This is a genomic window from Ensifer sp. Root31, assembly GCF_001424825.1.
GTDB lineage: Bacteria > Pseudomonadota > Alphaproteobacteria > Rhizobiales > Rhizobiaceae > Ensifer > Ensifer canadensis.
The window spans coordinates 42704-69056 of sequence record NZ_LMCO01000010.1; the positions used below are offsets into that span (position 1 = coordinate 42704).

The 26353-nt window shown below is 61.8% G+C and carries 26 protein-coding genes; 2 read left to right on the forward strand and 24 right to left on the reverse strand.

Annotated elements, in window-relative coordinates; translation table 11 throughout:
• Positions 1-8 precede the first annotated feature (8 nt).
• Together ASD00_RS10995 and ASD00_RS11000 are read left to right on the forward strand one after the other, a co-directional pair.
• Positions 9-3323: an efflux RND transporter permease subunit gene (locus tag ASD00_RS10995; RefSeq protein ID WP_025428126.1), complete on the forward strand. Its 3315-nt coding sequence runs from the start codon at positions 9-11 to the stop codon at positions 3321-3323.
• Positions 3324-3558: 235 nt separating this feature from the next.
• Entirely contained in the window at positions 3559-4239 is a 681-nt protein-coding gene (locus tag ASD00_RS11000) for a Crp/Fnr family transcriptional regulator (RefSeq protein ID WP_025428127.1), read from the forward strand.
• A gap of 201 nt (positions 4240-4440) precedes the next feature.
• On the opposite strand, the gene ureG is transcribed toward ASD00_RS11000, so the two are convergent.
• The 24 genes from ureG to ASD00_RS11120 form a co-directional block, all read right to left on the reverse strand.
• A complete protein-coding gene (gene ureG, locus ASD00_RS11005; RefSeq protein ID WP_025428128.1) occupies positions 4441-5061 on the reverse strand; it encodes an urease accessory protein UreG in 621 nt (206 codons plus the stop codon).
• 130 nt (positions 5062-5191) lie between these two features.
• Complete coding sequence (locus tag ASD00_RS11010) at positions 5192-5863, reverse strand: urease accessory protein UreF (protein ID WP_025428129.1); 672 nt, start codon at positions 5861-5863, stop codon at positions 5192-5194.
• Complete coding sequence (gene ureE, locus ASD00_RS11015; protein ID WP_025428130.1) at positions 5856-6329, reverse strand: urease accessory protein UreE; 474 nt, start codon at positions 6327-6329, stop codon at positions 5856-5858. The genes ASD00_RS11010 and ureE overlap by 8 nt, the downstream gene beginning before the upstream one ends.
• Before the next feature lies 1 nt (position 6330).
• Complete coding sequence (locus tag ASD00_RS11020; RefSeq protein ID WP_057206526.1) at positions 6331-6627, reverse strand: putative quinol monooxygenase; 297 nt, start codon at positions 6625-6627, stop codon at positions 6331-6333.
• Between the two features lie 94 nt (positions 6628-6721).
• Positions 6722-7261 (reverse strand): peroxiredoxin, encoded by a 540-nt coding sequence (locus tag ASD00_RS11025; protein ID WP_025428132.1) that lies wholly within the window; start codon positions 7259-7261, stop codon positions 6722-6724.
• Positions 7262-7456: 195 nt separating this feature from the next.
• Entirely contained in the window at positions 7457-8107 is a 651-nt protein-coding gene (locus ASD00_RS11030) for a TIGR02117 family protein (protein WP_057206556.1), read from the reverse strand.
• Between the two features lie 64 nt (positions 8108-8171).
• Complete coding sequence (gene ureC / locus ASD00_RS11035) at positions 8172-9884, reverse strand: urease subunit alpha (protein ID WP_057206528.1); 1713 nt, start codon at positions 9882-9884, stop codon at positions 8172-8174.
• A 4-nt stretch (positions 9885-9888) separates the two neighbouring features.
• Positions 9889-10536, reverse strand: a complete 648-nt coding sequence (locus ASD00_RS11040) for a hypothetical protein (protein WP_025428135.1) — start codon at positions 10534-10536, stop codon at positions 9889-9891.
• A gap of 2 nt (positions 10537-10538) precedes the next feature.
• Complete coding sequence (locus ASD00_RS11045) at positions 10539-10955, reverse strand: lysozyme inhibitor LprI family protein (RefSeq protein ID WP_025428136.1); 417 nt, start codon at positions 10953-10955, stop codon at positions 10539-10541.
• 8 nt (positions 10956-10963) lie between these two features.
• Positions 10964-11269, reverse strand: a complete 306-nt coding sequence (locus tag ASD00_RS11050) for an urease subunit beta (protein WP_025428137.1) — start codon at positions 11267-11269, stop codon at positions 10964-10966.
• Positions 11270-11288: 19 nt separating this feature from the next.
• Positions 11289-11543, reverse strand: coding sequence for a DUF1272 domain-containing protein (locus ASD00_RS11055; protein ID WP_025428138.1), 255 nt, complete (start codon positions 11541-11543; stop codon positions 11289-11291).
• A gap of 12 nt (positions 11544-11555) precedes the next feature.
• Positions 11556-11858 (reverse strand): urease subunit gamma, encoded by a 303-nt coding sequence (locus tag ASD00_RS11060; protein ID WP_025428139.1) that lies wholly within the window; start codon positions 11856-11858, stop codon positions 11556-11558.
• Positions 11859-11883: 25 nt separating this feature from the next.
• On the reverse strand, positions 11884-12717 hold the full coding sequence (locus ASD00_RS11065) for an urease accessory protein UreD (protein ID WP_025428140.1): 834 nt from the start codon (positions 12715-12717) through the stop codon (positions 11884-11886).
• A gap of 117 nt (positions 12718-12834) precedes the next feature.
• Positions 12835-13809 (reverse strand): D-glycerate dehydrogenase, encoded by a 975-nt coding sequence (locus ASD00_RS11070; RefSeq protein ID WP_057206530.1) that lies wholly within the window; start codon positions 13807-13809, stop codon positions 12835-12837.
• A 226-nt stretch (positions 13810-14035) separates the two neighbouring features.
• Positions 14036-15154 (reverse strand): branched-chain amino acid ABC transporter substrate-binding protein, encoded by a 1119-nt coding sequence (locus ASD00_RS11075; RefSeq protein ID WP_025428142.1) that lies wholly within the window; start codon positions 15152-15154, stop codon positions 14036-14038.
• Positions 15155-15269: 115 nt separating this feature from the next.
• Positions 15270-15614 carry a DUF6867 family protein gene (locus ASD00_RS11080; RefSeq protein WP_025428143.1) on the reverse strand — a complete coding sequence of 115 codons (345 nt, stop codon included), beginning with the start codon at positions 15612-15614 and terminating at the stop codon, positions 15270-15272.
• A 24-nt stretch (positions 15615-15638) separates the two neighbouring features.
• Positions 15639-16364 carry an ABC transporter ATP-binding protein gene (locus ASD00_RS11085; protein WP_025428144.1) on the reverse strand — a complete coding sequence of 242 codons (726 nt, stop codon included), beginning with the start codon at positions 16362-16364 and terminating at the stop codon, positions 15639-15641.
• Positions 16361-17248 (reverse strand): ABC transporter ATP-binding protein, encoded by an 888-nt coding sequence (locus ASD00_RS11090; RefSeq protein WP_025428145.1) that lies wholly within the window; start codon positions 17246-17248, stop codon positions 16361-16363. Before ASD00_RS11090 ends, ASD00_RS11085 begins: the two co-directional genes overlap by 4 nt.
• Positions 17248-18633: a high-affinity branched-chain amino acid ABC transporter permease LivM gene (gene livM / locus ASD00_RS11095; RefSeq protein WP_025428146.1), complete on the reverse strand. Its 1386-nt coding sequence runs from the start codon at positions 18631-18633 to the stop codon at positions 17248-17250. Before livM ends, ASD00_RS11090 begins: the two co-directional genes overlap by 1 nt.
• A 4-nt stretch (positions 18634-18637) precedes the next feature.
• Positions 18638-19540, reverse strand: coding sequence for a branched-chain amino acid ABC transporter permease (locus ASD00_RS11100; RefSeq protein ID WP_057206532.1), 903 nt, complete (start codon positions 19538-19540; stop codon positions 18638-18640).
• Between the two features lie 291 nt (positions 19541-19831).
• The gene (locus tag ASD00_RS11105) at positions 19832-22258 is read right to left on the reverse strand and encodes an FAD-dependent oxidoreductase (RefSeq protein ID WP_057206534.1); all 2427 of its coding nucleotides are present in this window, start codon (positions 22256-22258) and stop codon (positions 19832-19834) included.
• Between the two features lie 243 nt (positions 22259-22501).
• Positions 22502-23056: a sarcosine oxidase subunit gamma family protein gene (locus tag ASD00_RS11110; protein ID WP_025428149.1), complete on the reverse strand. Its 555-nt coding sequence runs from the start codon at positions 23054-23056 to the stop codon at positions 22502-22504.
• A gap of 10 nt (positions 23057-23066) precedes the next feature.
• Positions 23067-26024, reverse strand: coding sequence for a sarcosine oxidase subunit alpha family protein (locus ASD00_RS11115; protein ID WP_025428150.1), 2958 nt, complete (start codon positions 26022-26024; stop codon positions 23067-23069).
• On the reverse strand, positions 26021-26299 hold the full coding sequence (locus ASD00_RS11120; RefSeq protein ID WP_025428151.1) for a sarcosine oxidase subunit delta: 279 nt from the start codon (positions 26297-26299) through the stop codon (positions 26021-26023). Before ASD00_RS11120 ends, ASD00_RS11115 begins: the two co-directional genes overlap by 4 nt.
• Positions 26300-26353: the final 54 nt, after the last annotated feature.

Genomic DNA, 26353 nt, shown 5'->3' on the forward strand with positions numbered 1-26353 from the left:
CCGTGACCATGAACTTCTCAGCCTGGTCCATCCGAAATCCGATCGCTCCGATCCTCGCCTTCTTCGTGCTGCTGGTGCTCGGCTATCAGTCGTTCTTCAGCCTGCCGATCACCCGCTTCCCCAACATCGACGTGCCGATCGTGTCGATCAGCGTGGCGCAGAGCGGTGCCTCGCCGGCCGAACTCGAAACCCAGGTCACCAAGGAAATCGAGGACGCGGTCGCCAGCGTCACCGGCGTCGACCATATCCAGTCGACGATCAACGACGGCACATCGACCACGGCCGTGATCTTCCGTATGGAAGTACCCACGACCCAGGCCGTCCAGGACGTCAAGGACGCCATCGACCGCATCCGCGGCGACCTGCCCACCTCGATCGAAGAGCCCATCGTCTCCAAGGTCGACGTCGAAGGCCAGGCGATCCAGAGCTTCTCCGTCTCTGCACCGGGCATGTCGCTGGAAGAACTCTCGTGGTTCGTTGACGACGTCATCAAGCGCGAAATTCAGGGCAAGAGCGGCATCGGCCGGGTCGATCGCTACGGCGGTGCCGACCGCGAGGTTCGCGTCGAGCTTAGCGAGGACAAGCTGAATTCGCTGGGGATCACCGCCGCCGACGTCAATGGCCAGCTTCGACGCATGAACATGGACCTGGGCTCCGGCCGCGGTCAGGTGGGCGGCAGCGAACAGGCGATCCGTACGCTCGGCGACGCCCGCAATGTCGACCAGCTTGCCAACACGATGATCTCGGTGCCAAGCGGTCGCTTCGTGCGTCTTTCCGAACTCGGCACCGTGACCGATACCTATGAGGAGCCCCGCTCCTTTTCGCGCTTCAACGGCAATCCCGGCGTCACCTTCGCGGTCTTCCGGGCCAAGGGTGCCAGTGAAGTCAGCGTTGCCGAAACCGTTGCCAAGTCGCTGGAAAAGATCCGCGCGGCCAACCCTGACGTCACCATCGAGATGGTCGACGATTCCGTCTACTTCACCTACGGCAACTATGAAGCGGCCCTGCATACGCTGATGGAAGGCGCACTGCTTGCCGTCATCGTCGTCATGCTGTTCCTGCGAAACTGGCGCGCCACGCTGATTTGCGCCGTCGCCCTGCCGCTCTCGGCGGTACCGACCTTCTGGGTCATGGAACTGCTCGGCTTCTCGCTCAATCTCGTCAGCTTCCTGGCGCTGACGCTGGCGACCGGCATTCTCGTCGATGACGCGATCGTCGAGATCGAGAACATCGAGCGGCATATCCATATGGGCAAGTCGCCCTATCGGGCGGCGATCGAAGCAGCAGACGAAATCGGCCTTGCGGTTATCGCGACCACGTTCACGATCATCGCGGTGTTCATACCGGTGTCGTTCATGCCGGGCATCGTTGGCCAGTACTTCATCCAGTTCGGCCTGACTGTCGCCGTCTCGGTGTTCTTCTCGCTGCTGGTTGCACGGCTGATCACGCCCGTCATGGCCGCCTATCTGATGCGTCCATCCAAACTTGATGGACATCATCTCGAAGACGGCTACCTGATGCGCAAGTATACGCGCCTGGTTCATGCAACCACGAAGCGCTGGTACATGCGCTACCTAACGGTGCTCATCGCCATCGGCGTCACCGTGGCCTCCATGGCCGCGCTGTTCCTGTTCGTGCCCGGCGGCTTCCTGCCCCCGGACGACACGTCGCGCGTCAGCCTCTCCGTCGAACTGGCCCCGGATGCCATGCTCGAAGACACGGACCGCACGACCGCGCAGATCTATGAGAGGGTCAAGGACCTCGAGGGCGTGGACAGCGTCTTCGTGCTCGGCGGTGCCTCACCCAAGGGCGACCTGGAACTGCGCCGGGCTACCGTGACGGTGCTGCTGGAAAAGCGCGACCACTCGCTTCTCAACAAGATCGTCAACGACGTCATTGGCGGCCTGCCGGTCATCGGCCAATACCTGCCGAAGCTTGAGCCAGATGGCCGCATCATTCCTCAGGCCCAGATCGAAAAGGAAATCTTTGCCCGCGTCCGGGATATTCCGGACGTCCGGGTCATCAAGCTCAACGACCGCGGTGAGCGAGAGCTGTCCTTCAACCTGCTCTCGAACAACGAGACGGATCTGGACCAGGCCGTTGCAATTCTCGAAGCCAAGCTGCGCAGCGATCCACTCCTGGCCAATGTCAGCCCTGACGGCGCCCTGCCCCGTCCAGAGTTGCAGATCCGTCCGCGTGACGAGCAGATGTCACGCCTTGGCATTACCACCGCGCAAATCTCGGAAGTCATCCGTGTTGCCACAATCGGCGATATCGACGCGGCGCTGACGAAGATTGCCCTCGATGGTCGGCTCATACCGATCCGCGTCCAGATCAACCGTGACTTCCGCACGGATATCGCCGCGATCCGCAACCTGAAGATCCAGACCGCTTCGGGCTTGACGGTGCCGCTGTCGAGCGTTGCCGATATCAACTATTCAGAAGGCCCGAGTTCGATCAAACGTTACGATCGCAACCGTGTCGTTGCACTTGGCGCCGATCTCCCGATCGGCGTGGCGCTGAACACCGCCTCTGCACGGTTCGAGCAGATTGCAAACGATGCCGAGATGCCGAGCACGGTTCAACTCCTCAAGAGCGGTGACGCCGAGGTCGAGGAGGAGATGCAGGAAAGCTTCGTCAATGCCATGCTGCTCGGCCTGATGCTGGTGCTGGTGGTGCTGATCCTGCTGTTCAAGGATGTGATCCAGCCCTTCACCATCCTGTTCTCGCTGCCGCTTGCCATGGGCGGTGTCGCTGCCGGCCTGATCCTGACGCAGAACTCGCTGTCGATGCCGGTTCTGATCGGTATCCTCATGCTGATGGGCATCGTCACCAAGAACGCGATCCTGCTGGTCGATTTCGGTATCGAGATGATGCACCACGGCATGGATCGCACGCAGGCAATGATCGAAGCGGGCCGCAAGCGCGCCCGCCCGATCATCATGACCTCGATCGCCATGTCGGCGGGCATGCTGCCCTCAGCACTCGGCGTCGGCGAAGGTGGTTCGTTCCGGGCGCCGATGGCGATCGCGGTCATCGGCGGCATCATCGTCTCGACGATCCTCAGCCTCGTCGTGGTACCGTCCTTCTTCCTGATCATGGATGATCTGTCGCGCCTGCTCGCCTGGATCTTCGGCCGCCTCGTCGGCAAGAAGGACGAGGAAAACCTGCCACTCGACCGCGAGGCGTTGACCGAATTCGTCAACGACCAGGGCAAGACGATCGAGGGCCTGGAAGAGCGCCTGAAAACGATTGAGGACGGGCAGTCGAAAGGCAAGCAAACGGGCAAGGTAATCAATCATCCGGCGCTCGCTGCCGAATAGTGGCCAAAAATCACCTGAAAATCGGGCCCGCACCCACCGGTGCGGGCTTTTTTGTGAGAATTGTTTGATCGAGGTCAATTGACGTTTCAAAAGCCCGGTTACCCTGACACCAGAGCATTTCCAGGAAAGTGCGAAGCAGCTTTTCGTCGGGAGATGCGTAAAAACGGGGAGCAAGAGCGTTTTCGTGCTCCTTCTAAGGCGGAAACGCTCTAGACTTTACCTCAGGGCCGGTGTGATGAAGACCTTGCGATTGAACTCGAATGACAGAGCGGTGCTGCTGGGCTCCCGCTTCTTCGAGAAGCTGTCACCGACAGCATCCGATGCCGTTCTCGAAGGCGCCGTCGTAACGAACCACGAAGAACACGACATTCTGTTTCATCAGGACGAACCCATTGACAGCGTCTTCTGCGTCCTGTCCGGCCTTGTGCGCGTCTACCGGCTCGGCAAGGATGGGCGCGAGGCCGACATCGCCGTCTTTCCAAAGGGTGAGCTCTTCGGTGAAAGCGCCATGTTCCTCGGGCACCGCGCCACCGCCAACGCACAGGCCATCGGGTCCTCGACCATCGCCCGCCTCGACAGCCGCAATCTGCGCAAGCTCGCCGAGCAGCATCCGGATATTGCCCAGGCGCTGATGGAGCTGCTCTGCCGTCATGGCCAGATGGCCGAGGACTGCCTGGCAGAGGATCGTCTTCTGACGGCGCCACAGCGGGTCGCGAGCTACATCCTCGGTCACTGCCCGGATGGCTCGACGACCTTCTCGTTCCGGCTGCCGTTCCAGAAGAATGTGCTGGCGGGCAAGCTGGGCCTGGCGCCAGAGGCGCTGTCGCGGGCCTTTTCGGCTCTTCGCCGCTCCGGCGTCACCGTTAAAGGACGCATGATCGAGATCCACGACCGTCAGGCGCTGGAACGGTTCTAGAGCATTTCCAGGAAAAGTGCGAAGCGGTTTTCCGTCCGGAAATGCGTAAAAACAAAGAGATAGAGCGTTTGTGCGGTTCCGTCTAAATCGGAAGCGCTCTAGCTACCGGTCGCAGCAGGCCACAACGCAAAAGCGGAATCTCGTCGCCCACGATCACGAAGGACGACCATTCCTCCCTGTGGCCCCGGCTCGACCCAGGCGCTACCTCGAGCTAAGCCCGCCGTGCAGCGTCAGGAAATCGACGATCCGGTTGACGCCGTCGCCGCGTTTCATGTCGGTGAAGACAAAGGGCTTTTCCGCCCGCATCCGGGTCGCGTCACGATCCATGACGTCGAGGTCGGCGCCGACATAGGGCGCCAGATCCCGCTTGTTGATGACAAGCAGGTCAGATTTGGTGATGCCCGGCCCGCCCTTGCGCGGGATTTCCTCGCCCTGGCAGACGGAGATGACATAGATCGTCAGGTCGGCCAGATCAGGCGAGAAGGTGGCGGCCAGATTGTCGCCGCCGGATTCGATGAAGACGATATCGAGATCGGGAAAGCGACGGTTGAGATCGGCGATTGCCTGCAAGTTGATTGTCGCATCCTCGCGGATAGCCGTGTGCGGGCATCCGCCGGTCTCGACGCCGACGATGCGGTCCGACGGCAGCGCCTGCATGCGCACCAGCGCTTCGGCATCTTCCTTGGTGTAGATGTCGTTGGTCACGACCGCGACCGAGTAATTCTCCCGCATCGCCTTGCAGAGCTTGTCCGTCAGCGCCGTCTTACCCGAACCGACAGGCCCGCCGATGCCGACACGCAGGGGACCATTCTTCGATGCCATGTGACGTTCCTTTCTAGAGCATTTCCAGGAAAAGCGTGAAACCTTCTCCGCTAGGAAACGCGTAAAAACAAAGAGATAGAGCGTTTCCACGTCTCCGTCCGAACTGGAAACGCTCTATGGCCGCGCACGCTTACGAGCGGAACAGCCGCGAATGCAGGGTCTCGTGTCTGAGAGATGAAATATCGGCTGCGATCGTGGCCGAGCCAAGGTCTTCCAGCGATGCGGCGCTCGCCTTTCGCGCCACTGCAGCGATGGTCGGCTCAAGGGCTGCGATCAGCCCGACGCCGTCACGTTGGCCGGTGACGCCGCAGCGAATGGCCACCGATACGGCATTGGATACGGACGCATGCAGATAGGCGGCAATCGCCGGCTCGAGGCCTGTGGCGTGGGCACCCGCAACCGCACCGACGGCGACCGGATAGGCGGTTCTTTCTCCCAGCCGATCGAGCACGGTGTGCGGCCAATGCCGCGCTGCCGCCAGAAAGGCTTCGCCCTGCAGCATGGTTTCCATGTGCCGTTCGCAACTTGCCGCCATCGCCTCGGCAAGCTCGATCACGGATTGAAGCTGCACCGGCTCGCCGAAACCGCGATAGGCTTCGCCAAGCAGCACCGCATCGTTCCAGCCGGATCCGTGGCAAAGAAGCGTCTCCAGCCACAGCCGCAGGCTCTCGATATCGCTGACATGGCCATCGTGAACTGCCTGCTCCAACCCGTTCGAATAGGAGAAGGCGCCGACCGGGAAAGCCGGCGACAGCCAGGTCACGAGGCGAAGCAGCGCCTGCGTGTCGACCCGTTCAGCCATGGTGATGGTGGTGGCCGTGATCGTGGCCTCCGGCCGCGTGATAAGCGCCGCGCAGCGGATGGAACGGCTCGGAGATTTCGACGACCGCCGCCCCCAGCCCCTCAAGCATCGCCCGAATGACCGGATCGCGGGAAATCAGGATGCGGCCTGTCTCGATCTGCGCCGGGAGGTGGCGATTGCCCAGATGCCAGGCCAGTTCGACGAGATGCAACGGGTCGCGCGGACGGATCTCGTAAAGCGCTTCGGATGCCGCAACGATGCGGATATGACCGCCACCCTCGAGCACCAGCAGGTCGCCGTCGGCCAGCATCACCGCTTCCTTCAGGTCAAGCATGACGACATCGTCGTTTTCGAGATGCAGCAGCTTGCGGCGCAGATGCCGCGCATCGTGGGCCAAGGTGATGCTGTGCAACGGCGCCTCGTCCCTGGGTCCGGGCGAAAGTACCTCGGTCGACCGATAGGGCATCTCAGAGCACCTCGACCTTTTCCGGGTGCACGAGCTCGATGCGCGCTTCGACCAGCAGATCCGCCGTCGCGACCTGGAACGCCTTCAGATGCGGCTCGGCAAAATGGGCGTCGACCGCGGCCTTGTCCTTCCAGGTTTCGACAAACACCAGCGCGTCGGGATCGGCAGGCTTTTGATAGAGCTCGTAGCTGATGCAGCCTGCCTCCCGCCGCGTTCCTTCGATCAGGGGCTCGGCCAGCGCCAGGATTTCCACGCCCTTGCCCGGGTGCGCCGTCAGATATGCAATAATGTAAACCATTGAACCCTCGACATCTTTTCTGCCTGGCACTGTAGCAAGAAAAAACCCCGGCGCTAGCACCGGGGTTTCAAAAATCGATCCGTCGTCAGCCGGATCAGGCTGCGAGCTTCTGCGACTTCAGCGTCTCGAGAATGTTCTGCGGCGAGGAAACGCCGTAGGGATCGCTGTCGCAATTGTCGGAGTAGCCTTCCTCTTCGAACCACTGTTCGACGACACCGTTGTTGACAACGGCAGCATAGCGCCAGGAGCGCATGCCGAAGCCGAGATTATCCTTGGCGACGAGCATGCCCATCTTGCGGGTGAACTCGCCCGAGCCATCGGGGATCAGCTTGACGTTCTCGAGGCTCTGCGACTTGCCCCAGGCGTTCATCACGAAGGCGTCGTTGACCGAGATGCAGTAGATTTCGTCAACGCCTTCGGAGCGGAACTCGGCCGTCAGCTTTTCGAAGTCGGGCAGCTGGAAGGTCGAGCAGGTGGGCGTGAAGGCGCCCGGCAGCGAAAACAACACGACACGCTTGCCGGCGAAGTAATCGTCGGAGGAAACGTCGTGCCAACGGAACGGGTTGGAGCCGCCGACGGCTTCATCGCGAACGCGGGTGCGGAACGTTACGGAGGGTACTTTTCTGCCGAGCATGGTCATCTCCTTCAGTGCAGGCACTCGATTGCGAGCGGCCTTGGGAGAACAGTCGCGATCGAGGAAAATATCAGCTCGTTTCCTACCGGAAATTCCGCTGCGGTGCAGCACGAAAGGCGTCGATTCACACCCGCGCATGGCAGACATGCGACAAGCGCATGCCTGTGGCGATCCCGAACCGGCGCGGACAATGTCTCAGTTGTGTAGCCGCAGGGACAGGCCAAGAGTGGAAGGCAAGGGATTCCAGAACCCCGTCTGCAGTCCGGCTTCTCTCAATGCCCGCGCCGTCCAGGTGTTGCATCCAAACAGTGCATTGAAGCTGCCCTCCGCCTCAAAGAAGCGGTCGGCATAACCATAGGAAAAGCCCTCGATCGGAAAGACGGCGCCGCCGTTCCTGGCAAAGCTTCCGGAGATGAACGTCATCAGCTTCTCGAACTCGGCGCGCTTGAGGTCAACGCTCGTAACCGACGGCTGGGGTTCGACGATCGCCCCGGCAATATCGACATGCATAACGGAACGGTCGAGCGCCAGCGCCCTCAAGACCGGCATTGGCTTCAGCTCCGACCATGTCGGCGTTTCCAGGTAGAACGAGCGGCCACCCCAGCCGAAGATCAGCCATCGCGCCTCCGGGTGATCCAGAGGCACGCCTGCCTCGCCGGCGAAGGCAAACCGCGTCCGCGTCTCGTCATTGAGGGGAATGGCGATATCGGTGTGGATCGGACTGGCGAGGATCAGGACGCGTTCGCCGGTAACAGCCGGCTCAACCGCAGCGGCCGTGGCCGTCTTCGGCAACAGCGGTCGCGGCACGACCATCCCGAGGACGACTGCCAGGACAAGACCCGACACCCCGTAGGCGGTCCACTTGAAGGCCCGCCAGCTACCGCTTTTTCGAGACAAAATCGTTTGCCGCTCAGAACAGGAAATAACGCTGCGCCATCGGCAGAACCGTCGCCGGCTCGCAGGTGAGGAGCTCGCCATCGGCCCGCACTTCGTAGGTCTCCGGATCGACCTCGACATGCGGCGTCAGGTTGTTGTGGATCATCGATGCCTTGCCGATGCCGCCGCGGGTGTTCTTGACGGCGACGAGCTGTTTGGCAACGCCGAGCCTGGCCGCCAACCCGCCATCGAGCGAGGCCTGCGAGACGAAGGTGACGGAGGAGTTCGTGCGGCTCTTGCCATAGGCGCCGAACATCGGCCGGTAGTGCACCGGCTGCGGCGTCGGGATCGAGGCGTTGGGGTCGCCCATCGGTGCTGCGGCGATCGTTCCGCCGATCAGCACCATGTCGGGCTTGACGCCGAAGAAGGCCGGTTTCCAGAGGACGAGGTCGGCGCGCTTGCCGACTTCGAGCGAACCGATCTCATGGCTGAGGCCATGGGCGATCGCCGGGTTGATGGTGTATTTGGCGATATAGCGTTTGACCCGGAAATTGTCGTTGTCGCCGGTTTCCTGCGGCAGCGCGCCGCGCTGGCGCTTCATCTTGTCGGCCGTCTGCCAGGTGCGGATCGCCACCTCGCCGACGCGGCCCATCGCCTGGCTATCGGACGAGATGATCGAGAACGCACCGATATCGTGCAGGATGTCTTCGGCGGCGATCGTCTCCTTACGGATCCGGCTTTCGGCAAAGGCGATATCCTCGGGGATCGACGGCGACAGGTGATGGCAGACCATCAGCATATCCAGGTGCTCGGCCAGCGTGTTCTTGGTGTAGGGTCGGGTCGGGTTGGTCGACGACGGAATGACGTTCGGCTGGCCGCAGATCTTGATGATATCCGGCGCATGGCCGCCACCCGCCCCTTCCGTGTGGAAGGCATGGATCGTGCGGCCCTTGATCGCCGCGATCGTGTCCTCGACGAAACCGCTCTCGTTCAACGTGTCGGTGTGGATCATCACCTGCACATCGTACTCGTCGGCAACACCAAGGCAGCAGTCGACGGCAGCCGGCGTCGAGCCCCAATCCTCGTGCAGCTTCAGCGAGGTCGCGCCCGCAAGCACCATCTCGACCAGCGCGGCGGGCAGCGAGGCATTGCCCTTGCCGGCAAAGGCAAGGTTCATCGGGAAGGCGTCCGCAGCCTCGATCATGCGGGCGAGATGCCAGGGCCCGGGCGTGCAGGTGGTCGCGAGCGTGCCATGCGCCGGCCCCGTGCCGCCGCCGAGCATGCAGGTGAGCCCGCTCATCAGCGCTTCCTCGATCTGCTGCGGGCAGATGAAGTGGATATGGCTGTCCATGCCGCCGGCGGTGACGATCTTGCCCTCGCCGGCGATCACCTCGGTGCCCGGACCGACGATGATCGTCACGCCAGGCTGCATATCGGGATTGCCGGCCTTGCCGATCGCCGCGATGCGCCCGTCCTTCAGCCCGATATCCGCCTTGACGATGCCCCAGTGGTCGACGATCAGCGCGTTGGTGATCACGGTGTCGACCGCACCCGCCGCTCGCGTCACCTGGCTTTGGCCCATGCCGTCGCGGATCACCTTGCCGCCGCCGAACTTCACTTCTTCGCCATAGGTGGTGAAATCCTTCTCCACCTCGATGAACAGTTCCGTGTCGGCCAGCCGAACCTTGTCGCCGACCGTCGGGCCGAACATGTTGGCATAGGCCGCGCGCGACATTTTGTAGGGCATGGGTTCAGGCTCCTTGGGACAAGTCTGAAGAAGAAGGGGAAAGACGGCGAAGACGGCCCTCGGCCGCAAGTGCGTCGACGTACCGGCGCTCGGCGGCAAAGGGATGCCACTCCCAACCGACATGGCCGAAGCCAGCCAGAACGACCAGATCGTCGGCCGATGCAAAACCGGAAAGCACGTCGGCAATCACGACCATGCCGCTCGACGGCACGACATAAGGCGTGGGCGCGAACCGCGACAGATCCCGGTCCAGCTGCTCGTGCGCTGCGAGGGGGACGACCCGATGCACCCGGCCGGTCGCCGTTGTAAAACTCTCGAAACCGCAAGTGTAGTCGTCGCAGAAGTCGTCGAGATCCGGATGCGTTTCGGCCAGTGCCGCGCGCATGCCGGCAAACTTTTCAGCCGACCGAACGCTCCAGATCTCGCGTGCCTGCCGCACGGCGGCGCTGTTCTTCCAGCGCCCGCCACCAAGCATGGCAAGCGCCGGCCGGCCAGTATTGCAGACGGCGACGATATCGGTCCTCGCCCCGCCGGTGCCGACAGAACGGCAATCGTTGAAACGAATGACGACATCGGCCGTATCGATCGTTGCCGCAGCGCCTTCCGGCACTTCTCCATTCCCCACGATCATGATGGTGCGGCCAGACATCAGCGCTAGTTTTCCGTGGGCTCGAGCAGCTCTTTGAGTTCCGTGGTGCGGGCCGCAGTCAGCTGCGCCAGGCAGCCGGATACCAGCATCGGCTCCATCGATCCGCCGCGCGCTTCGAAGCCGGCAAGCTCGCACTGGCCGTCGCGGTAGCCGATCCAGGCGCGCTGCGCCTTCTTCAACGCCTCCTCCGCGCCGACATAGTCGGCGCTGATGTCACCCAGTTCCTTGTCCTTGGCCCGCATCGCCGCAACGGTCTGCTTGTAGACCGTGTTGAGTTCAGCGTCGGCCGCCTCATAATCCTTGTTGGAGCAGATGTTCATATCCGCCTGCGTCATTGCATTGGCGCAATCGACATCATCCTCCTGCGCCAGCGCGGGCATGGCCGCCAGCAGCAAGGCGCTCGCGATAAGCGTCGTTCGCATCATCATGCTCAAAGCTTTCCCATGACCTGCTGGCGGAAACCAAAAACCTCGCGCTTGCCCGAAAGCGGGATGAGCGTGACCTGTCTTTTCTGTCCCGGCTCGAAGCGGACGGCGGTGCCTGCGGGAATGTCCAGTCGTTTGCCATGGGCGGCACTGCGATCGAAGTCGAGCCCGGCATTGGTCTCGGCAAAGTGATAGTGGCTGCCGACCTGCACCGGCCGGTCGCCGGTATTGGAGACCTCGATCGTCACCGTCTCAAGCCCGTGGTTGAGTTCGATATCGCCGCTTGCGGCAATGATTTCCCCTGGGATCATCTGAGTTCCCTCTCCCTTGTCAGGCCGCGTCGACGTCGGCGCAGCCGAGCGGCTTCAGCACCCGTTCGGTCGATGCCGGATATTTCACAAGCAGCGCGGCCGGGCGTACCGGGCGCCGGGTAAACTCGCCGCCGCAGTTCGGGCAGGTGCCACCGAGCGTGCCTTCGACACAATCGACGCAAAAGGTGCACTCGAAGGTGCAGATCATCGCGTCGCGGCTCTCTGGCGGCAGATCCTTGTCGCAGCATTCGCAGTTCGGACGCAGTGCCAACATGTCTCAGCCTCCTCAGCGGATCGGTTCGTGCACAGTGACGAGCTTGGTACCGTCAGGGAAGGTCGCCTCCACCTGGATGTCGTGGATCATCTCCGCGATCCCCTCCATCACCTGTGCACGGGTGATCACATGGGCGCCCGCCTCCATCAGCTCCGCGACCGATCGGCCGTCACGCGCACCTTCGACAACGAAGTCGGTAATCAGCGCGATCGCCTCTGGATGATTAAGCTTGACTCCGCGCTCCAGGCGGCGGCGGGCAACCATCGCAGCCATGGAAATCAACAGCTTGTCCTTTTCGCGCGGGGTAAGATTCATGCGTCGCCACCGGTTTGATTGTGGATTAGAGGACCCAGACTTTCGGCACTGTCTCTTGCTTGCGCAAGTGCGAAATGACCGGGATGAGGATTTTTCTGAGCGAGAAGCCGTCCGCGGCAGCAAAGCGCGCAACCAGCTTGTCGCGACCACCGAGCTTGATGTGGCTGACGCCCGCCCCCACTTGCGTTTCGAGGAGTGCGCGCAGCCGCGGCAGCAGCAATTCACAATCCGGTCCGGTGTAGAACAGCGTCGCAAATGCCACGCTGCCGCCGAGCACTGCAGTCCGGGCGACAAGAGCGGCGATATCATCGGCAAAGGTCAGGTTTTCGGCATGCAACAGCCGGCCGCCGACGCGAATGCGCCAGCGATCTCGCAAGAGGCCTGTCTGCATCGCTTCGCCCATCGCCTTGCGGCCGAGCAGCACGGCCTCGACGGCAAGGAACGTCGCGCCGTCCTCGAGCTCGACATCGAGCGAGCGTGTCAGCGATGCGCGGTCGAACAGGATCGTCTCCTGCGGCAGCCAATCGACGCGTGCGCCAGCCGCCACGTCGATGCGTGTCGTGACATCGACCGTGCCGGCACTCGCCTTGTAGATCTTCTCGCAGGCCTGCGTGGTGACGGTGAGCTCGGTCGCCGCACCGGCCTCGATCTCCCAGAGCATGCGGTCGCCGCCGGTGAGCCCACCCGACGAGTTGATCAGCACGGCTTCCATCGAAGTATCGAAGGTTTTCGGCAGCCGAATCTTTGCGCAGCCTTCCTGGTAAAGCTCGGCAACGCGCGTTTGACCGACGGCCACTTTCGCGACCAGTCGTCCTTTTCCGAACGCCCGCTGCGGGGCTATGATAGCCGCATTGCTCATGTTCATCGGCCGACATCGTCGGCATCCCGAGGCGCCAAGTCAAGCTATTGTTTTGCAAAGAAAATCGGCAAGGTGATTGCTTTATGGGCAGCGTTTACCCATCAAACAGCCACCATCTCAGGCGACCCTATCCGGCGGCTCTCGCCCCTCGAAGAAGGCGGTGATGTTGTCGACCACCTTCATGCCCATCGCGACGCGTGTCTCCTCGGTCGCGCTGCCGAGATGCGGCAGCAGAACGACATTTTCGAGCGCCCGCAGGCCCTCCGGCACATTCGGTTCCGCCTCGAAAACATCGAGGCCGGCGCCTTTGATCACTCCGTTCTTCAGCGCCTCGATCAACGCCGGCTCGTCGACCACATCGCCGCGCGCGGTGTTGACGAGATAGGCGCCCTTTTTCATCATCGCCAGCCGCTCGGCATTGATGAGGTGCCGGTTCTCGCCACCGCCGGGGCAGTGCAACGAGACGAAATCCGCAATCGCAAGCACCTCGTCGACGGTACCGAGCTGGCGCGCGCCATAGCGTGCGGCTTCCGCCGCATCGACACGCGAGCGGTTGTAGAACACCACCTCCATGTCGAACCCGAAATGGCAGCGTTTTGCCATCGCCTTGCCGATGCGGCCGAAACCGATGATCCCCAGCGTCTTGCCGGTCACCTTGCTGCCAATCATGTGGGTCGGCCGCCAGCCGGTCCATTCGCCGGCCCTGATCTGACGCTCCCCTTCGCCCGCACGCCGCGCGACGGCAAGCAGCAGCGTCATGGCGATATCGGCAGTGCAATCGGTCAGAACGCCGGGCGTGTTGGTAACGGCGATGTTTGCGGCCTTGGCGGCGGCAACATCGATGTGGTTGTAACCGACACCATAGTTGCCGAGGATCTTTGCCCTGATGTCGCCGCCGTCGAACAGGCTTGCCGGCAGGCGGTCGGAGACCGTCGGCAGCACCGCGTCAAAGTCGCGCAGCGCCTTTGCCAGCTGATCGGCCGACATCGGTACGTCGCTCTCGTTCAAGACGACATCAAACCGCTCGGCCAGCACGCGCTCCACCGCTTCGGGCCAACGGCGGGTGACGAGAATGCGCGGCTTGGAACTCATGGGACAACCTCTAAAAACAGAATCGTTCGGCGATAGTGCACGAAATGACGGCGAGAGACAGCCCGCGCGGCCCAACGAAAGAGGCCCGGTGCAATGCCTTGCCGAGGCGAAGTCCGACGAGAATCATCGCCATCCCCGTTAACACCCGTCCAGAAACAAAAAGCCCGGCGATCGCTCGCCGGGCTTTCGAAGTTCTGACGTGGTTCAACGAACCTCGAAGCGAGATTTACTCGTTTTCGAAGTAGCTGTACTTGCCGTCTTCACCCTTCTTCCAGGTGTACATGACGTAGTCCGGACGGGTGATGTCGCCCTTTTCGTCATAGCCGAGTTCGCCAATTGCGGTCTTGAACGGGCCTTTGGCCTTGATCGCTTCGGCAACGGCCTGCGGATCGGTCGTGCCGCCAGCCTTGGCAGCTTCGGCGACAACCTGCAGAGCAGCGTAGGCGTAGAGCGTGTAGGCTTCCGGTTCGAAGCCGGCGGCGCGGAACTTCTCGACGAGTTCCTTGGCAGCCGGGTTCTTGCGCGGATCCGGAGCAAACGTCATCAGCGTGCCGTCAACAGCGTCGCCTGCGATCGAGGCCAGTTCGTTCGAAACGATACCGTCGCCCGACATCAGGGTAGCCTTGAGGCCCTGGTCCTTCATCTGGCGCATGATCAGGCCAGCTTCGGTGTGCAGACCGCCGTAGTAGACGATCGAGACGCCGGCTTCCTTCATCTTGGCGATGAGGGCCGAGAAGTCCTTGTCGCCGGTGTTGATGCCTTCATAGAGGGCTTCATTGAGGCCGGCTTCGTTCATCGACTTCTTGGTTTCGTCGGCAAGGCCCTGACCATAAGGGGTCTTGTCGTGAATGACGGCGATCTTGGCGTCCTTGTGGTTGGCGGCAAGGAAGGCGCCGGCAACTGCGCCCTGCTGGTCGTCACGACCGCAAGTGCGGAAGGTGTTCCAGAGGCCGCGCTCGGTGAACTGCGGGTTGGTGGAAGCCGGCGTTACCTGGAGAATGCCGTTTTCGGCATAGACTTCCGAAGCCGGGATGGACACGCCCGAGTTGAAGTGGCCGACAACGAACTTCACGCCGTCAGCGACGAACTTGTTGGCGACCGAAACGCCCTGCTTGGCGTCGGAAACGTCGTCGCCGAGTACAACCTTGATCTGTTCCCCATTGATACCGCCGGCAGCATTGATGTCTGCAGCAGCCTGTTCGGCACCTTTCTGCAGCTGTGCACCGAACGCAGCGTTCGGGCCGGTCAGCGGGCCAGCAACGCCAACGAGAATATCAGCCCATGCGGTGCCGCTGAAAGCGACCATTGCCGACAGCGCAACGGCCGACAGAAGAGACTTTTTCATTTTGTTACTCCCAATTATCCGAGCGGGTCTCGTTACCAACCTGCGCAATGCCCACCGTAATTCGCGCCGGTATTTCTTTCGCACCGGCCGCGGCGGCCGGCGCGCGCTGTTCCCATTATTTGGCTTTCCAGGAGAAAGGCGAAGCCTTCTCATAGAGCCAATAGTAGTTATTGGTCATTTGCTTGGTCCGGTAGTACCGGAAACCTGCGGTAGCAAACAACAAAAGTACGACCGTGTCCACGATATAGTAATGCAGACTGAACATCGTGCCTCCGAACAGGGCGTGGTGCACGAAGCGGATCCCAAGCCCCAGCAGCGCCACATAGACGAAGAGGCGCGGAAGCTCCTCCCAGCCCTCGGCGACGCTCTTTCCCGTTCTCCACGCGGTCCAGCCGCCCAGAACACAGGTGATGAAAAGAAACTGCCAGACCGACACTTCTTCGTAGAGAATACCCTGCATGTCACAAACTCCAGATGCGGCGCATCAATGGCGGCCGCCTTCGAGATAGGCCGCGCGGACTTCCGGATTGGCGAGCAGTTCCTTGCCCGAGCCGCTCATCGTCACGCGGCCGTTGACCATCACGTAACCGCGGTCGGAAAGCTTCAAGGCGCCGAACGCATTCTGCTCGACGAGGAACACGGTCAGTCCCTCTTCCTTGTTCAGCTTCTTGATGGCTTCGAAGATGCCCTTAACGATCAGCGGCGCCAGGCCGAGCGATGGCTCGTCCAGCAAAAGGAGCTTCGGGCGCGCCATCAGCGCGCGGGCGATCGACAGCATCTGCTGCTCGCCGCCCGAAAGCGTACCGCCGCGTTGAGCCTGGCGCTCCTTAAGTCGCGGGAACAGCGAGAACACCTTCTCGGCGTCCTCGTTGAAATGTTTGAGGTTGTCGAGGCTTGCGCCCATCTGCAGGTTTTCGAATACGGTCATGCGCGGAAAAATGCGACGGCCTTCCGGCGACTGCGCGATGCGAAGACGCGCGATCTCGTGCGTCGGCATGCGGGTAATTTCCTCACCTTCGAACATGACCGCGCCGGTGCGCGCCTGCGGGCTGCCGCAGATCGTCATCATCAGCGTCGACTTGCCAGCGCCGTTGGCGCCGATCAGGCAGACGATTTCACCGCGATGCACTTCGACGTCGACGCCGTTCAGCGCCCGGATATTGCCGTAGTAGGTCTCGACGGCCTTTACTTGCAGCAGAGGCGCGCTCATGGCTTGGATCCTCCCTGTCCGCCTTCGATTTCCTCGATTTCTTCGATCACCTCTTCAACCTCTTCATCCTCGACACCCAGATAGGCCGCAATGACCCTCGGATCGTTCTTCACGAAATCCGGGTTGCCGTCGGAAATCTTCTGGCCGTATTCCAAAACGACCACGTGGTCGGAAATCTCCATCACCACCGACATGTCGTGCTCGATCAACAGGATCGAGGTGCCGGTTTCGCCGCGGATACCCTGCAGCAACTCGTTGAGCGCCAGCGATTCACGCGGATTGAGACCGGCTGCCGGCTCGTCAAGGCATAGGAGTTCCGGTCCGGTGCACATGGCGCGGGCGATTTCGAGCCGCCGCTGGGCGCCATAGGGCAGATCGCCGGCCGGGTCGTCGGCACGATCGACCAGCGACGCCTTTTCCAGCCAATGGCGGGCAAATTCGATCGATTCTTTCGAGGCCTGCTTGTAGGCGGGAAAGCCGAGCAGTCCGAGGAAGGTATAGCCCGACGCCTGCATCAGCTTGTTGTGCTGTGCGACCAGCAGGTTTTCCAGCACCGTCAGGCCGGAGAACATCCGGATGTTCTGGAAGGTGCGCGCGACCTTGGCGTGCTTGGTGATCTCGAAATCCGGCAGGCGCTCCAGCAGATATTCCTTACCGGACTTCTGCTTCATGGTGATCATGCCCATGGTCGGCTTGTAGAAGCCGGTGATGCAGTTGAACACCGTGGTCTTGCCGGCTCCGTTCGGGCCGATCAGCGCGGTGATGTCACCGCGATAGGCTTCGAAGGAGAAGTCGTTGATGGCCATGAGACCGCCGAAGCGCATCGACAGGTGCTCAACCGAGAGAATGGGATCTTTTGTCATTGTCGTTGTCTCGAGGGCCATCAGCCATGCCCTTCCTTGGTGAAGCTGCCGGAGATCGCCTTGCGTTCGCGCAGGAACGCTGTCGGCTCACGCGAGCCGACAAAACCGCGCGGCTTCCAGACCATCACGACGACCATCGCCAGGCCGAAGATCAGCATACGGTAGAGTTCAGGCGTGAAGTCCGGTCCGAAGATCGCCTTCAGGAAGGAAAGCTCGCGCAGGATTTCCGTGCCGCCGATCATCGCCACCGCGGCGATGGCGATACCGGTGAGCGAACCCATGCCACCGAGAACAACGATCGCCAGAATGACCGCGGATTCGAGGAACACGAAGGATTCCGGCGAGACGAAACCCTGGCGCACGGCGAAGAACGAACCTGCGATGCCGCCGAACATGGCGCCCGTTGCAAAGGCGGTAAGCTTTGTCGTGACCGTGTTGATGCCGAGCGAGCGGCAGGCGATCTCGTCCTCGCGCAGCGCTTCCCAGGCGCGGCCGATCGGCATCCGGCGAAGGCGGATGGTGACGAAGGCCGTCAGCATGCAAAGGCCAAGGATCAAATAGAACAGGAAGATCTTGTAGTAGGCCGACGACATGGGGAGCCCCATCATCGCTGCAAAACCATCCTTGGAAGCGTCGAACTTGATGCCGAACAGGGTCGCCTTGGCGATGCCGGAGACGCCGAACGTTCCCTTGGTCACTTCGGTCCAGTTTATGAGGACAAGCCGTATGATTTCCCCGAAGGCGAGCGTGACGATCGCCAGGTAGTCACCCCTTAGCCGCAAGACCGGGAATCCGAGGACCATGCCCCAGCAGGCCGAGAGAATACCGGCAACCGGCAGCAGAACCCAGAAGGAGAGCCCGAAATAAGTCGACAGCAGCGCGTAGGAATAGGCACCCACCGCGTAGAAGGCGACATAGCCGAGGTCCAGCAGACCTGCCAGGCCGACGACGATGTTGAGGCCCCAGGCGAGCATCACGTAGATCAGGATCTGGACGCCGAAATTGTCGACCCACTTCAGCGAGCCCTGCGCACCGACGAGCGCCACGATCACAGGCGGATAGAGAACGAGCGCAATGATCGCGATCTTCGAGAAATTGCGCTTGAAGAAGCTCTCTTCCCTAACGACCTCCTCCGCTTCGGCCTTGGCGGCCTTGCGGCGCGCCATTGCCGGCTGGATATAGGCGACCATCAGGAACCGGCCGACGGCGGCGACGATCACGAAGATCGCAAGCAGACCCCAGCGCTGGTTGAGGACCAGCTCGTTGCGAATGTTCTGGTCGCTCTTCAGGCCGACGAACAAGACGAAGAGGCCGAGAGAGATAAGGCCCGCGAAGACAGCCTCGCGCAGGGCCCGCGCCGTCAGATCACTGCCGGCGCTTGCAGATGTAGAAGCAATGTTTGCCATTGATTTATACCTTCTCGACTTCCGGTCGTCCGAGTATGCCAGACGGCTTGAAGATCAGGACGATTGCGAGAATGGAGAACGTCGCAACATCCTTGTAGTCGATGGTGAAATAAGCGGACCAGAGGGACTCGATGAGGCCGATCAGCAACCCGCCGAGAACAGCGCCCGGCAAGGAGCCGATGCCGCCAAGAACAGCTGCAGTAAAGGCCTTGACCCCCGGAACAAATCCGTCGGTGAAGACGACCACACCATAATACATCAAGTACATGGTGCCGGCGACAGCAGCGAGCGCTGCGCCCATGATGAAGGTCACCGAGATGGTACGGTCGACGTCAACACCCAGGAGGGCCGCCATCTTGCGGTCCTGTTCCGTTGCGCGCTGAGCGCGCCCGAGTGGCGTCTTGTTGACGATGTACCAGAACACGGACAACAGGATCGCCGTGATGATGATGATGATGATCTGCTTCAGCGAGATCGTGATGCCCAACACCTCGTAAACCGAGGAAACGAGCGGCGGGATCGGCTTGTTGCGCGGTCCCTGCGTCACCTGGATGAAGTTCGACAGGGCGATCGACATGCCGATTGCCGTGATTAGCGGAGCCAGGCGGAACGAACCGCGTAGCGGCCGGTAAGCCACCCGCTCGATGGTCCAGTTCCAGAGCGCCGCCGTCAGCATGCCGACGATCATCATCAGCAACAGGGCAAGTACAACCGGTATGCCAGCCATGAATGTTGTGAGAAGCAGAAAGACAATCAAAGCGGCAAAACCGCCGAGCATGAAGATATCGCCGTGGGCGAAGTTGATCATGCCAATGATGCCGTAGACCATGGTATAACCAATTGCGATCATACCATAAATAGACCCAAGAGTCAGCCCATTGACGAGCTGCTGGACGAAATACTCCATCAATCTTCCCCTGGACCAGATCCATAAGGTCCGGTCTCTTGTTTTTTGAGCTCATTGTTGAGCGTTCTGTTGATCGATTCCATACCTCTTTCAAACGAAAAGAAAAGCTAAAAAACGTGGGAGCGGCAAAATCTTCGCCTATAAAATCGATTTGACGCTTTTGAAGTCATAAAAAACAAAAAAAATGCACGTCTCGCCTGGGGAATAGTCAACTTTAGTCTAAAACCGCGTGCAATCCGGCCTGTGGATGAATCGGCAAGCAACAAGACCAGCTCGCCGATTTGCCTCCCGTCAACCACGCATGCGCTCACCGTTTGCGTCGAACAATGGGTAGGGTTGCAACCGCGCCGGCAGGATCTCGCCGAGCAGTTCGATCGCCCAGCCTGCCTCTTCATCAGCGATCTCCTTGGGCACGTAACCAAGCGCCACCGACACCCCGCTGGCGTGGGCATAGCCGCCGGATGTCACCCAACCGCGCACCGCGCCGTCGAAATAGATCGGTTCGTCGCCGATGACATCGGCATCGCGCGTCTCGAGCAGGAAGGTGCGCAGACGAAGCTGTCCGCCTTCTGCCTTCTCGCGCATTGCCGCCGCCTTTCCGATGAAACCCGCCGGTTTACCGAGCGCCACAAACCTGCCAAGGCCGGCCTCCAGCGGACCGTAGAGCGGCCGAAACTCGCGCGACCAGCTGCCGAACGATTTTTCGACCCTGAGGGCATTGAGGGCGCGAAGGCCAAACAGCCGGATGCCGAAGGCCGCACCCTTTTCCAGGATCAGATCGAACAGGTAGCGCTGGTATTCCGGCTTCATCCAGATCTCGTAGCCGACGTCACCGGTATAGCTGACCCGACCGACGATCGCCGGCGCCATACCGAGATTCATCCGGCGAATATCCATGAACGCAAAGGCCTTATCACCGACGTCGAGATGGGTCAGCGCCGCCAGCACGTCCCGCGCCTTCGGCCCGGCGATCGACAGCCCGACAAGCTCCAGCTTCAACGGACGGATCGAGACCGAGCCATTCTCTGGCAGGTGCGCCTCGAACCAGCGCATATGATAATCCTCGGCGATGCCGGAGCCGATGAGGAGGAAATCCTGTTCACCGAGCTTGGCGAGCGTGAAGTCGCCGATCAGCTTGCCATCGTCTTTCAGCATCGGCGCCAGCGACATCCGCCCCACAGCCGGGATACGGCAGGCGAGCATCCCATCGAGCCAGGCTTCCGCCCCCGCCCCCTTGATCTCGTATTTGGCAAAGCCGGAGGTTTCCATCAGCCCGACAGCGGCGCGCACCGCGCGGGCTTCGTCGCCGACCGTGTCGAAATCGGTCGAGCGGCGCCAGGAGAAGTGATCCTCGACACCGGCAGGTGCAAACCACAGCGGCGTTTCCAGGCCATAGGAAGCACCGAACACGGCACCGGCCGCCTTCAACCGGTCATAGATCGGCGTCGTGAGCAGCGGCCGTGCGGCCGGCAGCTCCTCGTTCGGATAACGGATGGAAAAACGGCGCGAATAGTTCTCGCGCACCTTGGCGTTGGTATAGGCAAGCGTGGCGAAATCGCCATAACGCGCCACGTCCATGGCAAAGACGTCGAAGCCGGGATCGCCGTCTATCATCCAGTTGGCAAGCGCCAGGCCGACGCCGCCGCCCTGGCTGAAGCCGGCCATGACGGCACAGGCCGACCAGAAATTGCGCAGCCCCCGCACCGGCCCGACCAGCGGGTTTCCATCCGGCGAAAAGGTGAAGGGCCCGTTGATGACCTTCTTGATGCCGGCTCTGTTGAAGGCCGGGAAATGCCGGAAGCCGACCTCGAGTTCCGGCGAGATGCGGTCGATGTCCTCGGCCAGCAGCTCATGGCCGAAATCCCAGGGTGTCGTCACCGGCGACCAGGGGCGGCAGGCTTTCTCATAGGTGCCCATCAACATGCCATTGCGCTCTTGGCGCAAGTAAATCTCGCCATCGAAATCGACACAGTGCATCAGCTCCTTGCCGCGCGTCTGGTTGAACTCGATGACCTCGGGCATATCTTCGGTGATGAGATACATATGCTCCATCGCCAGAACGGGCAGCTCCAGCCCGACCATGCGGCCGACCTCGCGCGCCCAGAGGCCCGCGGCGTTGACCACATGCTCTGCAATGATTTCGCCCTGATTGGTGATGACGCGCCAGGATCCGTCCTCGCGCTGCACGAGATCCTCGACCTTTGTGTGCAGATAGATCTCGGCCCCATTCTTCTTGGCCGACTTGGCATAGGCATGGGTCGTTCCATAGGGATCGAGATGGCCCTCGACCGGGTCGAACACCGCGCCAACGAACTGATCTGGATCCAACAGCGGCATCAGGTCGTGCGCTTCCTTGGGCGTCAGCAGCTCGGCCTCGAGCCCCATGTAGCGGCCCTTGGCGAGGATCGACTTCATCCAGTCCAAACGCTCCTTGGTCGCGGCCAGCATCATGCCCGACGTCATGTGCAGGCCGATGTCCTGGCCGGAATATTCCTCGATCTCCTTGTAGAGTTCGACGGTGTATTTCTGCAGCTTGGCGACGTTGGGGTCGCCGTTGATCGTGTGCATGCCACCGGCGGCATGCCAGGTCGAACCGGAGGTCAGCTCCGATCGCTCCAGCAGCACCACGTCGGTCCAGCCGAACTTCGTGAGATGGTAGAGGATCGAGCAACCGACAACGCCGCCACCGATCACGACGACTCTGGCATGGCTTTTCATGCGCACACTCCGCTTTCCCGCGCATCCGGGCGAAGCGCGGCTCAGTTTTCAGGAAGAAAGGGTCAGGCACGACTACCGCCCACCCGGTCTGTTCAGGCACGGGAACAGCGTGCGGCGAGCAGGGCAAAGCCTAGTCAGAAAGATGGCCGCGTTAAAGACGTGGCTGCGAAGAACGCTTGTCCGTTTCCGCCATCTGCTGGCGGGTTGGCGACCCAAATGCGGCATTCGATGCCGCATTTGATTTTAGTCGGAAAAAGCGGCCGAAAGGTCGAACGCGCGGCCCATCGCCATCAGGTCGTCGAAGAGCGATTCGGCAAAGCTGCGCGAAACGATCAACTCGAATGCGTTCTCGCCGGTGCGCGCCAGGTTGATGCCGATATGGCCGCAAAGCACATTGGTGCTGCCACCCAGTGCGAAGGCCGCAGGGTGGAGATCGACGCCGATGCCCTTGGCCAGGATCTGCCGCACGGACGGCCCGGAGAGGCGCAACAGAACGCGGCCGTCGCTCTGGTCGACGACATGCGCCTGCGTGCCACACAGCATATCGAGACGGCGCATGAGCCCGACTGGCGTATCGACCTGCGACACCACCAGCCACTCGCCGGGTCCGCAATAACGCAACGACAGGTCGGGTGTCGACGAAAGCGCCCGTTGTACCGCCGCTTCAAGTCCGACATGGGCGAGCACAGTCGCGATTGCCTGCCAATGGCCGACCTCGAGGTGATCCGCATTCGCGGGCTTCGGGGTGCCGCGCAGCTTCTGGTCGAGCGCATGGCGGTTGTTGTAGTCGCGAACCATCACCGCCTCCTCAGGCTTTCAGCTTCTTGTTTTCGGGATCGACGAACGCCGGGTCGCAGACCTCGGCGATGACCTCGTGATCGCGCAGCTTGTCCCAGACGACGATCTTTTCGCCGTAGCGCTCGCGCCCGGACTTGAGGAAGGCAAGCGCGATGTGCTGCCCCAAAACCGGCGAATAGCCGGCGGAGCTGACCCAGCCCTGATCGTTGAGCGTCGACGGCTTCATGCCTTCTTTCAGAAGATGAGCGCCGGCACGCATGTCCTTGTCCTTGTCCACCGGCCTCAGCCCGACAAGCTGCATACGGTCTGCCGCCGTCAGGCCGTAGCGTGCGGACAGATGTTTGCCGATAAAATCGGGTTTCTGCGCCGAAAACATGCGCCCAAGCCCGGCATCGTCGGGTGTCACGCGGCCGTCGAATTCCGCATGAGTCAGAAGCCCCTTTTCAAGCCGCAGCACGTTCAATGCCTCGACACCGTAGGCGCAGATATCATGCGCTCGCCCGGCCTCCATGATCTGCTCGGCAACCGCTTCACCGTAACCGGCGGGAACGGCAAGTTCGAAGGCCAATTCGCCGGAAAATGAGATGCGGAACAGCCGGGCGTGGATGCCGCCGCGAAGCGCCGTTGCGCGTGCCGACAGGAACGGGAAAGCCGTTTCCGAGATATCCTCGTCGACCAGTTGCTGCAGCACATCGCGCGCCTTCGGGCCGGCAATCGCCATCTGCGCCCACTGATCGCTTGACGAGCAGAACCTGACCTTGAGATCGGGCCACAGCACCTGCGCGCAATAATCGATGTGGGACATGACCGCGCCGGCCATGGCAGTGGTCGTCGTCACGAAGAAGTGGTCCTCCGCCAGCCGGCTCACGGTGCCGTCGTCGAAGACGAAGCCGTCCTCGCGCAGCATCAATCCGTAACGGGCCTTGCCGACCGGCAGCTTCAGCATGGCGTTGCAATAGAGCCGGTTGAGAAACTCCGCCGCGTCAGCTCCGAAAACCTCGATCTTGCCGAGCGTCGACACATCGCAGAGCCCGACATTGGCGCGAACATTGAGGACCTCGCGGTCGACGCTTTCGCGCCAGGTCTTTTCGCCGGCGCGCGGGAACCAGGCCGAGCGGAACCAGAGGCCGGAATCGACGAAGGTCGCGCCGTGCTTCTTCGCCCATTCGTGTAGCGGCGACTTGCGGGTCGGCGTCGCGTGGCTGTCGCGGGATGTCCCCGCCAGCGCACCGAAGGAGACCGGCGTGTAGAACGGCCGGAACGTGGTCGTGCCGACCTCGGCCGGACTCACCCCACGCATGCCGGCGAGAATGCCGACCGCATTGATATTGGAAAGCTTGCCCTGGTCGGTCGCCATGCCGCTGGTGGTATAGCGTTTGGCGTGCTCCACATGGCCGAAACCCTCGCGCAGCGCGAGACCGAGATCCTTCGCGTGCACATCGTTCTGGAAATCCACGAAGGCCTTCGACTTGGCGCCGGGCACATACCATACAGCAGCAAACGAAGGTTCAACCTCGGGCTCAGTCACCGGCAGCAGTGCTGCGGCCGCGTTGAAGCCAAGCTCTGAGGCAATCGCAGTCGCCTTCTCGGCACCGTCGCGCAGGCAGCCGGCAAGCGTGTAGACACCATTGGCCGCTCCAGCGACCCGAAGGGCATTGCCGACATCGGGTGCTGCGAATGCCTTAAGGGTATCCGACCACACCGGCCGAGCGCCGCGCTGGCAGGCGAGATGAATGACCGGGCTCCAACCACCGGACATGCCAAGCGCATCGCAGGCGATCAGTTCCTCAAAGCCCGAGCGCTCGACGACGATGCCCGACAGCCGCCTCCTGCCCCTGGTGTCGACGATCGAGCCGGAGCGGATCACCCGCACGCCATCGGGTGCGACATCGTTGGTCTCCGGTCGGCTGTCGATGATAGTCGAAACCGCAACGCCCTTCGCCGACAGGTCGCGAGCCGTGCGATAGCCGCTGCTGCCGCTGGTGAAGATTGCAACCGACTTGCCGGCAGAAACGCCATAACGCTTAGCGTAGGTCGAAACGGCGCCGGCCATCATCACGCCGGGGCGATCATTGCCGCCAAACACCAGCGGCCGCTCTTCAGCGCCGGTCGCCAGCAGAGCGCGCTTGGCGGCAATGCGCCACACGCGTTCGGTCGGCAGCTTGGTCGATGGCTCGGCCACATGTTTCTGCACGCGCTCGACCGCACCGAAGACATTGTCGTCATACCAGCCGAAGACCGTGGTGCGCGGCAGAAGCGTGACGTTTTCGAGTGACTTCAGTTCAGCGACGGCACGATCTGCAAACGCGGGCGCCGACGCACCGTCAACCGTTTCGGTTTCCGACAGCAGCGATCCGCCGAGGCGAAAATCCTCATCCGCCAGGATAACGCGAAGCCCGGCGCGACCGGCCGTCAAGGCGGCCATCAGACCCGCCGGTCCGCCGCCGACGACGAGCAAATCGCAGAAGGCCCAGGATTTTTCATAGCTCTCGGGGTCGCGTTCCAGCACCGCCCGCCCGAGACCGGCGGCCCGCCGGATCACCGGCTCATAAAGCTTTTCCCAGAGCTGGCGGGGCCACATGAAGGTCTTGTAGTAGAAGCCGGCGCCGAGAAACGGCGAAAGCAGGCCGTTGACCGCGCAGACATCGAACCCGAGCGATGGCCAGCGGTTCTGGCTCTTCGCCGTCAAGCCGGCATAGAGCTCGGCGACCGTCGCCTTGGTATTCGGATCGCTGCGGGCGCCCGAACCAAGGGTCACGAGCGCGTTCGGCTCCGACGGCCCGGCACTGACGATGCCGCGCGGCCGGTGGTACTTGAAGCTGCGGCCGACCAGCATCTGGTCGTTGGCAAGCAAGGCAGAGGCAAGCGTATCGCCGGCAAAGCCGCGCAGCGGGTTGCCGTCGAAGGTGAAGCTCAGCACTTTGCTGCGATCGACAAGACCGCCGGCGGACAGGCGATAAGCGGTCATCGCTGCGCCTCACGCGCCGCGGCCGCACCGTCGACAGCCGAATAGACCTCATGGGTGACCGTGTCGCGTTCGACAACCAGGAACCGGCGACAGCCGGCAACATGATGCCAATGTTCTACCGTTCGGCCGCGTGGGTTGGCGCGCACATAGACATAGTCATGCCAGGCTTCATCCGAGGCTGAAGGCGCCGGCCGAATGACCGACGCATCGCCACGGATTGCGAACTCTTCCTTCGGGCGGACCCCGCAATGGGGACAGGTGATCAGGCTTGCCATTGTCTTCCGTATCCTGGAGCCTCAACACAGCTCCCTCAATATTCCTGGTCAGCC